Below are 13,501 nucleotides of genomic sequence, written 5' to 3' on the forward strand. Positions count from 1 at the left end.
GAACTTGCGTAGGCTTCTGTCAACGAGTGTCGGCATTTGCCCGGCATGTTCGATCCGCACATCGAAAATGATGGCATCGCCTGCCCCTTCTCCGGCATGCTCCTTACCAGGCCCCTGAGGTGAGATCTTGGTCGAACCTTCAATGTCGCTGGCGAGTTTTCGTCCCGATCCTGCAGGTAGAATGCGATCTTATACCCCTGAAAGACTCGTCCGCGAAGATAGTTCCGTCAATGCAGGCAAGGTGGTGGGGAACCTCATTATGCCACGACGATGTCGTGTTGATCATCATATCGCATTCGCCTGTGAGAACGACGTCAAGCGGTTGCGTGATTTCCTTGAGGTGATTGAGGATCACGTCGGATGTCAGAAATCTGGCGACTTCCTGTGCGACATACCTGGCCTGAAGCTGGAATTTGCCACCGTACTGATACCGGCCTTCCGATTTCAGGTACTGTGTCACAATCAGTCGTAAGCATTCCACCTGATTGGCGGCTAGCAGTTCCCTGATGACGGTGTAGCTGTCGGAACTCAAATCTTTCTGCAGCGGATTCTGTCGTCCAGCTCTGACTGCTCGCCAGCCGAGGCCGTCATCTCGCCTGTCGGATCCCCACATCTCTCTCCCGGCTTGTGCGCTCACCCCCGGCCCTGTCTGCGCGACGGCGACTATCTTCTTCGATTTTGCGACGGTCAAACGCTCTTTCGCGACGGCACTCATCAAAAAGAGCACGTCGTAAACCATAGGGGTACATTGCGTTACTCCAAATATTGTAACTTATCCCCGCGTAAGGCGTAGAAATATGAAGTCTCATCTACGTCCAATAGTTGGAACGGCAAGTATGGAGGCAATCGCCCTTACAGCATATTCTGATGACAGTTTAGATCGCGAAAGCGCAGGTCATGAGAAAGCAACTAGCAGACAGCAGTCAAGATTCGGTTCTTAATCGACCGAGCTATTCGGAATCTATTAATGTCCTTGGTGTTCGCATTTCGGCAGTTAATCTCAAAAGTGCCACCGGATTTATTCAAACAGCGATCGAAGACGGCAGGAAGGAATATGTGTGCGTTCGCGACGCGCACGGTGTCGTCCGATGTCAAGATGATCCCGAACTCCGGTCGATACATAACCGTGCGTTCCTCGTGACACCCGACGGCATGCCGTTGGTATGGGCATTGAAACGTGCCGGTCATGCCGAAAGCGACAGGGTCTATGGACCGGATCTCATGTTATCCGTTTTCGATGCCGGCAGCTCCAAGGGCTTGCGCCACTTCCTTTATGGCGCAACGGCCGAAACGCTCGAACAGCTGCAGGCGCGACTTCTCGCGAAATTTCCGCAAGCACAGATCGTCGGCTCCTATGCGCCACCTTTTCGCAAACTGTCGACGCGGGAGGAAACGGAGATTGCTGACCAGCTCAATCGATCGGGCGCCGATATCATCTGGGTCGGCCTGAGCAGTCCAAAGCAGGAGCTCTGGATGGCGCGCATGCGCGATCGTCTGGAAGCATCGATGCTCATCGGGGTCGGAGCCGCATTCGATTTCCACGCCGGCCTCAAGCGGCAGGCTCCAAGGATCATTCAAAGAAGCGGCTTCGAATGGGCGTTCCGCCTTTTGTGCGAGCCGCGACGGCTGTGGCGGCGCTATGCGGTCGTCGTGCCGACCTTCATCTCACTGACGGCATTCCAGAGACTGGGGCTTCGGAAGTTTCCGATCGAAGACACGGTTTTTGGACCAAGCGCGCCAAAAGAAGCAGCTGCAAAGGTGTAAAGCCATCATGTCCTTATTTGCGTCGCCAGCAATGACACCGCGTCCGTCGAAGGCAGCCACATCAAGTGACATGACGTCGCGGGCGATTGCGGCAGGTTCCGTGCCGCCCATAGCAGCTAAGACCGCCGATCCCTTTGACCGGGCAGGGCTGAATATGCCCGCCGCACTACGGCGTCGGCTTCCTCGGCTTGCAACCTCGTCCTTGCTGGCCGCCGGCGACATTGCAAGCTATTTGGTTGCCTATTTTGTTGTCCTGTCCTTTTTCCCCAGTGGTTTGGAGGGCACGCTGGCGGAGCGTACGTTCGCGATCGCAGCACTCGCCGCGATTATTCTTTACGCATCGGCCGGCCTCTACCCTGGATATCGGTTACATGAGCACGAACATCTGCGGCGGCGCACTGTAGCTGCCGTCAAGGTGGCTGTCCTGGCGGCGTTTGGAGCAATTATCCTCCCGGAGGGGGAACGACTGCTGCTTGCCGTCATTGGGTTCCTCGCTCTCGGGCTGATTGTTCAGCCATTTGTGCATTGGCTTGCACGGGGCCTGTCCTGGAAACTTGGAGTCTGGGGGGAGCACGCGGTTGTCATAGGGGGGGGCAACCTTACCCCCGCTCTCGTGGCCCATTTCAAGAACCACTGGCAGTATGGCATCAGGCCGGAGGCCATTTCCCCCGATAGTGTGGAGGCATTGCCCGATGGCGGGCCATCCATTGCCATGATTGCGGGCGACACAGGCGTGCTTGCACCAGATTTGGCGGCTATGCGTCGGAAGTTCGCCGAAGTCATTTTGCTGTCCGACACGCCGAGCCTCAAGGTAACCGGATTGCGGCCTGCGGATGTCGGCGGAGAAATCGGTATTCGCCTTACCAACAGTGGGAGTTCGGTGAACTCGGACCTGGTTCGCCGAATCCTCGATCTCGCAATCGCCATCCCTGCATCGATCGTCGTCGCCCCATTCATCGCGTTTGCAGCGGCCGCAATCTATGCCATCGATCCGGGCCCCGTCTTCTTCCGGCACACCAGGGAGGGGCGGTCAGGCAAGCCGGTGCACGTCCTGAAATTGAGGACGATGTATCAGGATGCAGAGCAGCGCCTTGAAGCTGTCTTCCGAGACGACCCCAACATGCGCGCCGAGTGGTTGAGCCACTTCAAGCTCAAGGACGATCCGCGCGTCCTTCCGGTGATCGGACATATGCTGCGCTCTTCGAGCATCGATGAGCTGCCGCAATTGGCAAACATCATTGCGGGGCAGATGGCCATCGTCGGACCGCGTCCGTTTCCAGAATATCACCTCTCAGCGATGGACAGCGAATTTCGTGACAAGCGGCGTTCGGTAACACCGGGGCTGACAGGCCTCTGGCAGATATCCGAACGAAGCAATGCGGATATCGAGCTGCAGCAGCAACTCGACGAGTTCTACATCGACAACCGGTCCCTGTGGTTCGACTGCCAAATTCTTCTCAGCACAATCCCTGCGGTGTTCAAGCGCGGGGGAGCCTACTGACCATCCTCGCTTCCGCGAGGCAACCATCAACAACGGAGCATACCAATGCACGGACAAAAGCGAATTATGGTAACCGGCGGCACCGGGTTTCTGGGATCATTCCTGTGCGAAAGGCTTTTGCGCGAGGGCAATGACGTCCTCTGCGTGGACAATTACTACACCGGTTCGCGCGACAATGTGCTGCATCTTCTTGACGATCCTCGCTTTGAGATACTCCGGCACGACATTACCTTCCCGCTCTATGTGGAAGTCGACGAGATCTACAACCTCGCCTGCCCGGCATCTCCTGTTCACTACCAGTTCGATCCTGTGCAGACTGTGAAGACCAATGTGCATGGGGCCATCAATATGCTGGGCTTGGCCAAGCGCACCAAGGCGAAGATCTTCCAGGCTTCCACCAGCGAAGTTTACGGCGATCCGGCAGTCCATCCTCAGACGGAGGACTATCGCGGAAGCGTCAATCCCATAGGCCCGCGGGCGTGTTATGACGAAGGCAAGCGGTGCGCCGAAACGCTGTTCTTCGACTATCATCGTCAATATGGCGTGGAAATCCGGGTGGCGCGGATCTTCAATACCTATGGGCCTCGCATGCAGACCAACGATGGCCGCGTCGTCTCCAATTTCATCGTTCAGGCGCTTCGAAACGAGTCGATCACCATCTTTGGCAACGGCACGCAAACACGGTCGTTCTGCTATGTAGACGACCTGATCGACGGTTTTATCCGTCTGATGGGTGCGCCCGCTGGAGTCACAGGCCCTATCAATCTCGGCAATCCCGGAGAATTCCAGGTCCGTGAATTGGCAGAAATGGTGATCGAAATGACCGGATCGAAGTCCGGTATCGTCTTCAATCCTCTGCCGGTCGACGATCCGACACAGCGCAAGCCCGATATCAGCCGCGCAACGCAACAACTGGGCTGGCAGCCGAAGGTGAACCTTCGTGAGGGGCTTGAGAGAACGATCGCTTATTTCGAGTGGAAGCTTTCCGGCGGCGTAAGGAACAGGCTTAGCGCCAAGTCCTCGCAAGAAGCTTATCCGCATCTGGCGTCTGCGAACGTCGAACTCACTGCTCCTGAAGCCATTCGATAGGGACATGAATAGCAACGTTAATGATCGAAAGCCGCGGCTCGTTTTTTTTCAATGGGACCATCAGCCCAATGCGAACGCGGCCGGTTACCTGCTGCTGCACATGCAGCAGCAGGTCAAATGCCTCACAACACATTTCGATGTCGTCGTCATTAACCGCGACTGCGATTATGCAGAGATATGCGACAGGTACGAACCGGATCTGACGCTGTTTGAAAGCGGTTATCGGTCGCATGGGTCGCGTCGCATAAAAATCACCAACACCAATACCCATATCGTCGTTCCCAAGCTTGGCCTTCATAACGCCGACGCATGGTGCGATCGACGCGCGGGCTTCCTTTCCGATATGGAGCAGTGGGGCATCGAGGCGTATTTCGCGATCGCAACGATGACTCCGGAATATATGCCGGCGGTGAAGGAGAATCTCTTCGTCTGGCCAAATTTCATCGATCCCGAAGTCTACCACGACTATGGCCAGCAAAAGGTCATCCCGGTGATGCTCACAGGTCAGGCCTATGGCCTTTATCCCTGGCGACAGACGGTCTTTCCGATGATCCGCGACCGTTACCCCTGCCTGGTCTCGCCGCAACACGCCTATGAGAGCAAGCTAGCTTCCCAGCTCCTGTCCGGAGAGGCTTACGCGCGCGCGCTCAACTCGAGCCTCGTCGTCCCCACATGCGGCACTATGGGCGGCGAGGTCGTACGCAAGCACTTCGAGATTCCCGGGGCAAATGCCTGTCTCGTGACCGAACGCACAGCAGCAGTGGAGGCAGCTGGCTTTGTCGATATGGAGAACTGTGTCTTTGTTGACGGCCAAAACGTCGTCGAGCGACTAGATTACCTTTTTGCCCATCCCGACGAAATACGGCGTATCACGAAAGCCGGTTACAGTTTGATCCATTCGTGTCACACACTGAGCCACAGGCCGCAAATATATCAGTGGTTCATGCTGAACAAAGGCCTGCAGTTCGGTGAAAAGATCATTCAGTCCGGCCCCTTCGGCGATCTTACAAAGGTTCAGCGTAGCTCCAGGCGAGAGAGCGTCCATATCGTGGGGGAAGCCAGCGATCGCGCTTTGCTGAAGCAGGGCGACTTGCTTCTCGAGCAGGGCAGGGTGGCGGAGGCCAAGCAGTGCTACGCGCGCTGCCTGGACTATGTATCCTACCTGCCCGAAGCTAAATTCCGCCTTGCCATCTGTGCGTTGCAGGAGGGCGACGCCGATCACGCCTATGAGCTTCTGGTGGACCTGGTCAAGGTGACCATGAGCGAATATGGGGCACTCAACCCGGATCCGGTCGAGTGGGCGTACTTCCTTCTCGCTTTAATCTCCAGAGGCCAGTTTGAGCGGGCGCGAAGGCTGCAAGATTTCTATCCATCGCTATCCCACGACGAATTCAGGCGCGCGCGCCTCGTCATCGCGCAACTCGGTCGCTCAGGCGATGGGGTCGTCTCGGGGCGGTATGGCAGGGATCGAAAAAGCATTCATCAGATTCCTGATCGGAGCGATTCCGAGTGGCTTGCATGGTTTTCCGATATTCTTGAGCGCTGTCAGCAGCCAGATCTTGCAAATGTTCTTCGTCACGCTCCCGTCGGCGGAAGCAGCGCCGGCGAGAAAGTAACATCTCTACAATTCAAACGTGATGCTGGCTGGCGTCTGCGACTATATTCAGGCGTCGATGGCCTGATGGTCAGACTGCGCCTGAATGGCCTGCGGCCGAATGTGCCGCCGCTGCCTGAGTTCCGATATTTCTGGCATCTTGCGCGGGGTCTGGTCCCCCATTCGCAGAGAGGCCCGTTGCGCAAGATCCGAATAGCGCTTTCCAGGCTTCCTATCGGCACCGGCAATTAGCCGTGGGAAAATTGCACATGCAAACAGCGACACCTGGAGAGTCGTACATGACAGACTTTCCAAGTGAGGCTGAAGATGCAATCGCGGACTCGGTGGCGTATTTGCCGTGCAGCCACCGAGGATGTTTAGAGCGAGAATGCGCTCCTGATGCGATCCAAGATCTGATCGGCCGACCGCATCAGCACAGGCTGTTTGTCGCAGAGCCGCCCGAAAGAAACAGATCGTTGAGCTTGAACACGACTTCCGTTCTGTTCGTCGCTTTGACCTTTTTCATAATATTGCGAACATGCACCTTTACAGTGCTTTCTCGCAGGTTGAGCTCATAAGCGATAATTTTGTTTGCCTTTCCGCGTCGGAGCGCCTCCACGACTTCGACCTGACGATCCGTGAATATGCCGGCTAGCGGGCGTGCGGTCGAATTGCTCGAGTCCAGCAAATGACGCATGGCGAACAGGGCGCTTGCAGGCACAAAAATTCCTCCTGCCACCGACAGCGCGATCAGCTCCATACAGACACTGACGCTGACTGAGGCGGGGATGAACCCTTTGGCTCCGTACTCAAGTGCCCTAACGATTTGACCGAAATCGTCGCTATCGGCCAATACGATGAGTGGCGTTGATACAAATTCTGACGAAAGCTTCTGGATTTGCTCCGAAACGGCCGGTTCATCGATCTTTTTGCCGCCGACGTTCAAGAGGATTGCCGAAAGCGGAGGATATTCGTCGCGCTTCTGCTTCCACTCCTCAATTGATCCAAATGCCAGAATCTGCAAATCCGCCTTTTGGGCAGCCATGCATTGCGCCAGGCATTGCCGATCAAGCTCACGATTATCGAGAATGACAAGCGAATGCGTGTGTCTTCCCGGCACGACAGCTGTGTTCGGATTATCTATCCTGAGGGGAAGAGCTACGTTCTCCTGCCTGAGGTCCAAATTCGGTATAAGTGCTGAATTCACAGCTTCACCCTCCCCTAACACGTTACGCTCAACTAAGGCTCCGAGTACCAACCCCTCTCAATTCGGGGGTTTAGGAAACTCTAAAGTAGGAATCGAATACCACAATTCGCGGAACGTTACAGTAGCTAATATAGGCTAAGTAGCGCACAACTTTCATAACAAGTCGGAAATATAAAGTAAATCTGAAGTAGTCTTACGCGTTACTAGATAATTTTCAGGATAAACTTCATCGTTACACCGTAGTTTGTGACGGGTCACTAAATGCATGGAAACAATCGCAGTCTCCGGCGTAGGACCGGCTGCGGATGCGGTCGGTGAGTCCGCCACCAACGTTGGCCGATGTATGAACATGGGCGTAAGTCATCATAAGTAGATACGCCTTTAGGTGAATAACCTTAAACGTTTTGTTTCTTTACTCAGATGCAGAAAACAATTCTCTTTGCAATGTAGAAAAATATTAGCCCTGTCGGTGTGAAACCTTGGGTGCAATCAAGCGATTGTTGGTTTCAACTGAAAGTCTGGGCGTGTTCAAGAGTAGGGGTTTTGCAGGGATGATTGCATCAAACGTCAAGCTGGATGACGGCACCATTATCCACCATCCGGATCTTGTGAATCTATACGGCTGCACAATCGGCGCCGGAACGCGCATCGGCACCTTCGTTGAGATCCAGAAAAACGTCCTGGTCGGAAAAAGCTGCAAGATCTCCAGCCATTCCTTCCTCTGTGAGGGCGTGACGCTGGAAGACGGCGTGTTCATAGGCCACGGGGTCATGTTTACGAACGACACATACCCGCGCGCCGTCAATCCGGATGGCAGCCTCCAGACGGAGGCCGACTGGATTGTCGTCCCGACCCTGGTCAAGCGCCACGCGTCGATTGGCAGCAACGCCACCATTCTGCCTGGCGTGACCATCGGAGAGGCTGCGCAGGTCGGCGCCGGAGCCGTTGTAACAAAAGATGTACCGGATGGCGCCATTGTTATTGGCGTTCCGGCCAGGGTGATCGGTCGCGTCAATGACGGACCAGTCGACATGTATGCGTCGGGAGGAATGAAATGATCGGCATTGCTGTTGTTGGGTATGGATATTGGGGCCCGAATCTGGTGCGCAACATCTCGGAGGCGGCCGGAGCGCACCTCGTTTCTGTCTGTGATCTTAATGTTGAGCGGTTGGCGGCTGTCAAAAGCCGCTACCCCGCCGTGACGATCACCGATGATTTCGAGGAAGTGCTGCGTGATCCAAGAGTTGATGCCATCGCTATCGCGACGCCGGTCTTCACCCATTTCAAGCTCGCAATGCAGGCTATGATGGCCGGAAAGCATGTCTTCGTCGAAAAGCCGATGGCATCGACGACGGAGGAAGCTTCGCGGATGGTCGAAGAGGCCGCACGCCGACGCCTCGTGCTGGCAGTGGATCATACCTTCGTCCACACCGGCGCCGTCCGCAAGATGCGCGAACTGGTCGAGAACGGCTTGGGCGACATGTATTATTATGACTCGGTTCGGGTCAATTTGGGGCTCTTCCAGCATGATGTCAGCGTCATCTGGGACCTCGCGGTGCATGATCTCTCCATCCTGGACCATGTTGTGCAGGAAAGGCCGGTGGCTGTTTCAGCGACAGGCATGAGCCATGTCCTCGGCGAGCCGGAAAACATCGCCTATCTCACGCTCTTCTTCGAAAGCAAGCTCATCGCACACATCCACGTCAATTGGCTGGCGCCGGTCAAGGTGCGCCGCACGCTGATCGGTGGCAGCAACAAGATGGTCGTCTACGACGATCTGGAGCCCAGCGAAAAGATCAAGGTCTACGACAAGGGCATCACGCTGAACCCCAATTCTCAGGCTTACGGCGAGAAAGTGCATCAGATGATGGTTGGCTACCGCAGCGGCGACATGTGGGCGCCCAAGCTCGATATGACCGAAGCACTGAAACGCGAACTGGATCAGTTCGTCGAGTGCATCGAGCAGAACTCGCGGCCCATTACGGACGGCCATGCCGGCTTGCGCGTCGTTCGCATTCTGGAAGCTGCAAGCCGGTCGTTAGCCCAGCGCGGTCGCATCATCGAGCTCGAAGAGGCAAGGCGCATCGCATGATCCCGTTCCTGGACATTAAGGCACAATATCAGTCAATCAAGGGTGAGATCGACGCCGCTGTGCTCGGCGTCCTCGCCTCGGGGCAGTACGTATTGGGCGACGAGGTCGCGCATTTCGAGCAGGAATTCGCCGACTATTGCAACGTCAAGCATGCGATAGCGGTCAACACCGGAACGAGTGCCTTGCATCTTGCCCTGCTTGCGGCGGGCGTTGGTCCCGGCGATGAGGTCATTACGGTGCCATTCACGTTCGTCGCAACCGTGTCGGCGATCTGCTATACGGGTGCGCGACCCGTGTTCGTCGATGTTGAGCCCGTGACACTCACGATGGATCCGGCGGAGGTCGAGGCAAAGATTACTCCCCGCACCAAGGCCATTGTTCCTGTCCATCTCTACGGTCAAATGGCCGATATGGACGCGATCAAGGCAATTGCCGAGCGCCACGGGATACCCGTCATCGAAGACGCCTGCCAGGCCCATGGCGCGCAATACAAAGGCCACCGTGCCGGCAGTATCGGCCTATCCGGCTGCTTCAGCTTCTATCCGGGCAAAAACCTCGGCGCCTGCGGCGAGGGGGGTATGGTCGTTACGAATGACGATGATCAGGCCAAGACGATGCGCATGCTGCGAGACTGGGGTCAGGAGCAACGCTATCACCATCTGCTGAAAGGCTTTAACTATCGCATGGACGCCATTCAAGGCGCGATCCTGCGTGTCAAGCTCCGGCACCTTGAAGACTGGACCGAGGCGCGTCGCGCTCATGCGCGCCGCTACTCTTCGCTGCTTGCCGGATCGACGGATTTGACAATCCCTGTCGAAGCAGCCGACCGGCGTCACGTCTATCATGTCTATGCCATAAGAAGCCACGATCGCGATGGGCTTCAACGCCTGCTCAGCGCGGAAGGCATTCCGTCCGGGCTGCATTATCCCATCCCTGTTCATCTGCAGAAAGCCCATGCCGACCTTGGTTACCAGGCCGGGGACTTCCCGGTTTCGGAAGCCGCCGCACGGGAGGTCCTCTCGCTGCCGATCTATCCAGAGATGCCTGTACGACACGTTGACCAGGTGGCCGCCGCGCTGGAGTACGCCTATGTCAGTTAACCGCCCAGGCGAGGCTCGACTGGTGCAGGCGGTCCATGGTCGCCATGAAAGGCCGGCAGATCCTGACTACCAAACTGGGTTGGTCGAAGAGCTCAGACAATCATACGGGCGCGCTGGCCTGATAGACCTCTATGGTCGTTTCGCCACAGGTGACGGGGTCGTCGACACTCTGATGCGCAAAGCCATCTGGCAAGCGATCGCGCGGAACTGCGGCGCGGGACTTCAGGTCGCGGGCGGCGCCGGTTTCAAACATCCGGAAACGTTCGAAATCGGCAATGGCGTGTTCATCGGCGCCCAGGCCTATATCCAGGGACGCTTCGACGGCACCTGCGTGATCGGCGACAATGTCTGGATCGGCCCGATGGCCTATTTCGATGCACGCGATCTGGTTATCGAGGACTGTGTCGGCTGGGGTCCTGGCGCCAAAGTGCTTGGGTCGACCCACACGGCACTGCCGGTGGATGTGCCGATCATTCGCACGGATCTCGAAATCAAGCCGGTCCGCATCGGCGCATGGGCCGATATTGGAACGAACGCAACAATTCTTCCCGGCGTGAGCATCGGGAAGGGGGCGATCGTCGGAGCGGGCGCTGTCGTTGTTTCCGATGTCGAACCGTTTTCAGTCGTGGCGGGCGTGCCGGCGAAGTTTATACGCTGGCGCACGGAAGCCGATGCTGTGGTCGATATATCGCGTGGAGGAAGATCGTGAGAGATCAACGGGTACTCATTACCGGCGGAGCCGGCCTGATCGGGTCGCATATCGCCGATCTCGTCGCATTGGAGAAGCCGCGCGAGATTATCATCCTCGACAACTTCGTGCGCGGACGCCGGGACAATCTCAGCACGGCAATAGGTGGCGGGTCCGTCAACATTATCGAGGGAGATATCCGTGACAGAGCCTTGCTGGCGAAAACCTTCGAGGGTGTGGACATCGTCTTTCACCAGGCGGCCATTCGCATCACGCAATGCGCGGAAGACCCACGGCTTGCCTTCGATGTGCTGGCCGAAGGCACGTTCAATGTTCTCGAAGCTGCCGTAAAGGCAGGCGTGTCGAAGGTCGTCGCTGCCTCTTCAGCCTCTGTGCTGGGCTTGGCCGAGACCTTTCCGACCACCGAAGCCCATCATCCATATAATAACAGGACGATCTACGGCGCGGCCAAGACCTTTAACGAGGGGCTGCTTCGCAGCTTCGCGGAGATGTACGGCCTGCGCTATGTGGCGCTGCGCTATTTCAACGTATACGGGCCGCGAATGGACGTTTACGGTGCCTATACCGAAGTGTTGATCCGCTGGATGGAGCGTCTGGCGACCGGAATGCCACCCCTCATCTACGGAGACGGCAGCCAGACGATGGACTTCGTCGATGCACGTGACATCGCCCGGGCAAACCTGCTGGCTGCGAAGAGCGATGTCACCGATGAGGTGTTCAATGTCGCGAGCGGCGAGGAAATAAGCCTCCTGCAGCTTGCGCAGATGCTGAGCAGCATCATGGGGGTCTCACTCGAACCGCAGCACAAAGAAGCCCGCGCGGTCAACGGCGTAACCCGTCGTCTTGCCGATATCAGCAAGGCCGAGAAACTCCTTGGCTTCAAAGCGGAAATATCGATGGAACAAGGGCTTCGCGACCTTGTCGCCTGGTGGCAGTCGAAGACCGCTGCGGCAGGAGGGCAAGCTGCATGAGCGCGTCTCTCTCAACGATTCCGGTCGCCAAGCCCGTCCTCGGAGAAGAGGAGGCCGAAGCAGCGCGCCGCGTTATTATGTCAGGATGGGTAACGCAGGGACCGGAAGTCGCGGCCTTCGAGGGCGAATTCGCAGCCTTTGTCGGCGCCGCACATTCCTGCGCGGTTTCAAACTGCACGACCGCACTGCATCTCGCCTTGATGGCGGTCGATGTCGGTGCCGGCGATGAAGTCATCACGGTCAGCCATTCGTTCATCGCCACCGCGAACGCTGTTCGATACTGCAATGCGGTCCCTGTCTTCGTCGACATCGAAGCAGATGGTTACAATATCGACCCCAGCCTGATCGAAGCAGCCATCACGCCCCGCACCAAGGCAATCCTATGTGTGCATCAGCTTGGCATGCCTTGCGATCTCCGCTCGATCGTGGAGATCGGCAAGCGCTATCAGCTCCCGGTCATCGAAGATGCTGCATGCGCGACGGGAAGCGAAATCCTGTGGGACGGGCGTTGGGAAAAGATAGGCAAGCCGCATGGCGACATTGCCTGCTTCTCCTTCCATCCCCGGAAGGTCGTCACGACAGGTGATGGTGGCATGTTGACCACCGCCAATCCCGAGTATGATCGAAAGTTCCGGCTGTGGCGTCAGCATGGCATGAGCGTCACCGATGCTGTTCGCCATGGCTCGAAACAGGTGATCTTCGAAGACTATGACGAACTGGGCTACAACTACCGTATGACCGACCTTCAGGCTGCCGTCGGAAGGGAACAGTTACGGCGGCTGCCGGGGCTGATTGCGCAGCGCAGGCGGCTCGCCGAGCAATATCGTGAGCGCCTGTCTACGATCCCTGGGCTCTCACCGGTCGAGCCGCATTGGGCTCGTAGCAACTGGCAGAGCTTTTGCGTGAGACTGCCTGATGCCGTCGACCAGCGGAAGGTCATGCAGACACTGCTCGATCAAGGGATCTCGACCCGGCGCGGTGTGATGAACATTCATCTGGAAGGTGCCTATTCCGACCAGAGTTCTTATCGTGCCGCCACAAGTCTGGAGCGAAGCGTGGCAGCGCAGCGGCAAACGGTAGTCCTTCCGCTTTATGCTCAGATGACGGATCTCGACATTGTCAGGGTTGTCGAAGCACTTCGAAGCTCATTGGCTGAGGTCGCCAACATACCCGCCTTACAGCACGATAGGGATATCGCTCTTGTATGATTTCCTGATTGCGTGATGCAATCTTTGTTGTGCCGCAGGACCTGATGCGCATCGCTTCGATGCGCATTTTTTGTTAGAGCCTTTCCTGGTCAATTTGAAGCATTCTGTTGGCTCAAACGGAGTCGGATGGTCGACCCCGGCCGGCGCGCGTCGAAGCCAAGCTCTACGGCCAAGCCGGCAGGTCGATCAGGCAGGCCCGTTTCAGCCAACCCCCGCAGATTTGCCCAGCAAATCTGCAAGACTCTAGAATTGCCGGCCGCATTGCT

General features: G+C 56.9%; 12 protein-coding genes. 10 read left to right on the forward strand and 2 right to left on the reverse strand.

The genetic code is table 11. The features are described 5' to 3' along the window. Positions 1 to 139 precede the first annotated feature (139 nt). Positions 140 to 739 (reverse strand): hypothetical protein, encoded by a 600-nt coding sequence (locus AC244Q_RS32605; protein WP_128405750.1) that lies wholly within the window; start codon positions 737 to 739, stop codon positions 140 to 142. A 158-nt stretch (positions 740 to 897) separates the two neighbouring features. Between AC244Q_RS32605 and AC244Q_RS32610 the strand changes: the two genes are divergently transcribed. Genes AC244Q_RS32610 through AC244Q_RS32625 form a run of 4 tightly spaced genes read left to right on the forward strand, consistent with a single transcriptional unit; the run spans position 898 to position 6,200 of the window. After that, positions 898 to 1,764: a WecB/TagA/CpsF family glycosyltransferase gene (locus AC244Q_RS32610; RefSeq protein ID WP_128405749.1), complete on the forward strand. Its 867-nt coding sequence runs from the start codon at positions 898 to 900 to the stop codon at positions 1,762 to 1,764. Between the two features lie 7 nt (positions 1,765 to 1,771). Further along, positions 1,772 to 3,265 carry a sugar transferase gene (locus AC244Q_RS32615; protein ID WP_041935942.1) on the forward strand — a complete coding sequence of 498 codons (1,494 nt, stop codon included), beginning with the start codon at positions 1,772 to 1,774 and terminating at the stop codon, positions 3,263 to 3,265. Between the two features lie 45 nt (positions 3,266 to 3,310). Next, a complete protein-coding gene (locus tag AC244Q_RS32620; protein ID WP_012760123.1) occupies positions 3,311 to 4,354 on the forward strand; it encodes a UDP-glucuronic acid decarboxylase family protein in 1,044 nt (347 codons plus the stop codon). Between the two features lie 4 nt (positions 4,355 to 4,358). Beyond that, the gene (locus AC244Q_RS32625; protein WP_012760122.1) at positions 4,359 to 6,200 is read left to right on the forward strand and encodes a glycosyltransferase family protein; all 1,842 of its coding nucleotides are present in this window, start codon (positions 4,359 to 4,361) and stop codon (positions 6,198 to 6,200) included. Between the two features lie 178 nt (positions 6,201 to 6,378). Here AC244Q_RS32625 and AC244Q_RS32630 read toward each other — a convergent pair whose 3' ends face one another. Further along, the gene (locus AC244Q_RS32630; RefSeq protein ID WP_128405748.1) at positions 6,379 to 7,155 is read right to left on the reverse strand and encodes a response regulator transcription factor; all 777 of its coding nucleotides are present in this window, start codon (positions 7,153 to 7,155) and stop codon (positions 6,379 to 6,381) included. Positions 7,156 to 7,706: 551 nt separating this feature from the next. On the opposite strand from AC244Q_RS32630, the gene AC244Q_RS32635 reads away from it, so the two are divergent. Genes AC244Q_RS32635 through AC244Q_RS32660 form a run of 6 tightly spaced genes read left to right on the forward strand, consistent with a single transcriptional unit; the run spans position 7,707 to position 13,235 of the window. Further along, a complete protein-coding gene (locus AC244Q_RS32635; protein ID WP_012760120.1) occupies positions 7,707 to 8,213 on the forward strand; it encodes an acyltransferase in 507 nt (168 codons plus the stop codon). Beyond that, positions 8,210 to 9,247, forward strand: a complete 1,038-nt coding sequence (locus tag AC244Q_RS32640) for a Gfo/Idh/MocA family protein (RefSeq protein WP_012760119.1) — start codon at positions 8,210 to 8,212, stop codon at positions 9,245 to 9,247. Before AC244Q_RS32635 ends, AC244Q_RS32640 begins: the two co-directional genes overlap by 4 nt. Next, positions 9,244 to 10,347 carry a DegT/DnrJ/EryC1/StrS family aminotransferase gene (locus tag AC244Q_RS32645; protein WP_012760118.1) on the forward strand — a complete coding sequence of 368 codons (1,104 nt, stop codon included), beginning with the start codon at positions 9,244 to 9,246 and terminating at the stop codon, positions 10,345 to 10,347. Before AC244Q_RS32640 ends, AC244Q_RS32645 begins: the two co-directional genes overlap by 4 nt. Next, positions 10,337 to 11,056 (forward strand): acyltransferase, encoded by a 720-nt coding sequence (locus AC244Q_RS32650; protein WP_017997142.1) that lies wholly within the window; start codon positions 10,337 to 10,339, stop codon positions 11,054 to 11,056. Before AC244Q_RS32645 ends, AC244Q_RS32650 begins: the two co-directional genes overlap by 11 nt. Next, the gene (locus tag AC244Q_RS32655; RefSeq protein WP_012760116.1) at positions 11,053 to 12,027 is read left to right on the forward strand and encodes an NAD-dependent epimerase/dehydratase family protein; all 975 of its coding nucleotides are present in this window, start codon (positions 11,053 to 11,055) and stop codon (positions 12,025 to 12,027) included. Before AC244Q_RS32650 ends, AC244Q_RS32655 begins: the two co-directional genes overlap by 4 nt. Further along, the gene (locus AC244Q_RS32660; protein WP_012760115.1) at positions 12,024 to 13,235 is read left to right on the forward strand and encodes a DegT/DnrJ/EryC1/StrS family aminotransferase; all 1,212 of its coding nucleotides are present in this window, start codon (positions 12,024 to 12,026) and stop codon (positions 13,233 to 13,235) included. Before AC244Q_RS32655 ends, AC244Q_RS32660 begins: the two co-directional genes overlap by 4 nt. Positions 13,236 to 13,501: the final 266 nt, after the last annotated feature.

The organism is Rhizobium sp. CB2179 (assembly GCF_057653455.1).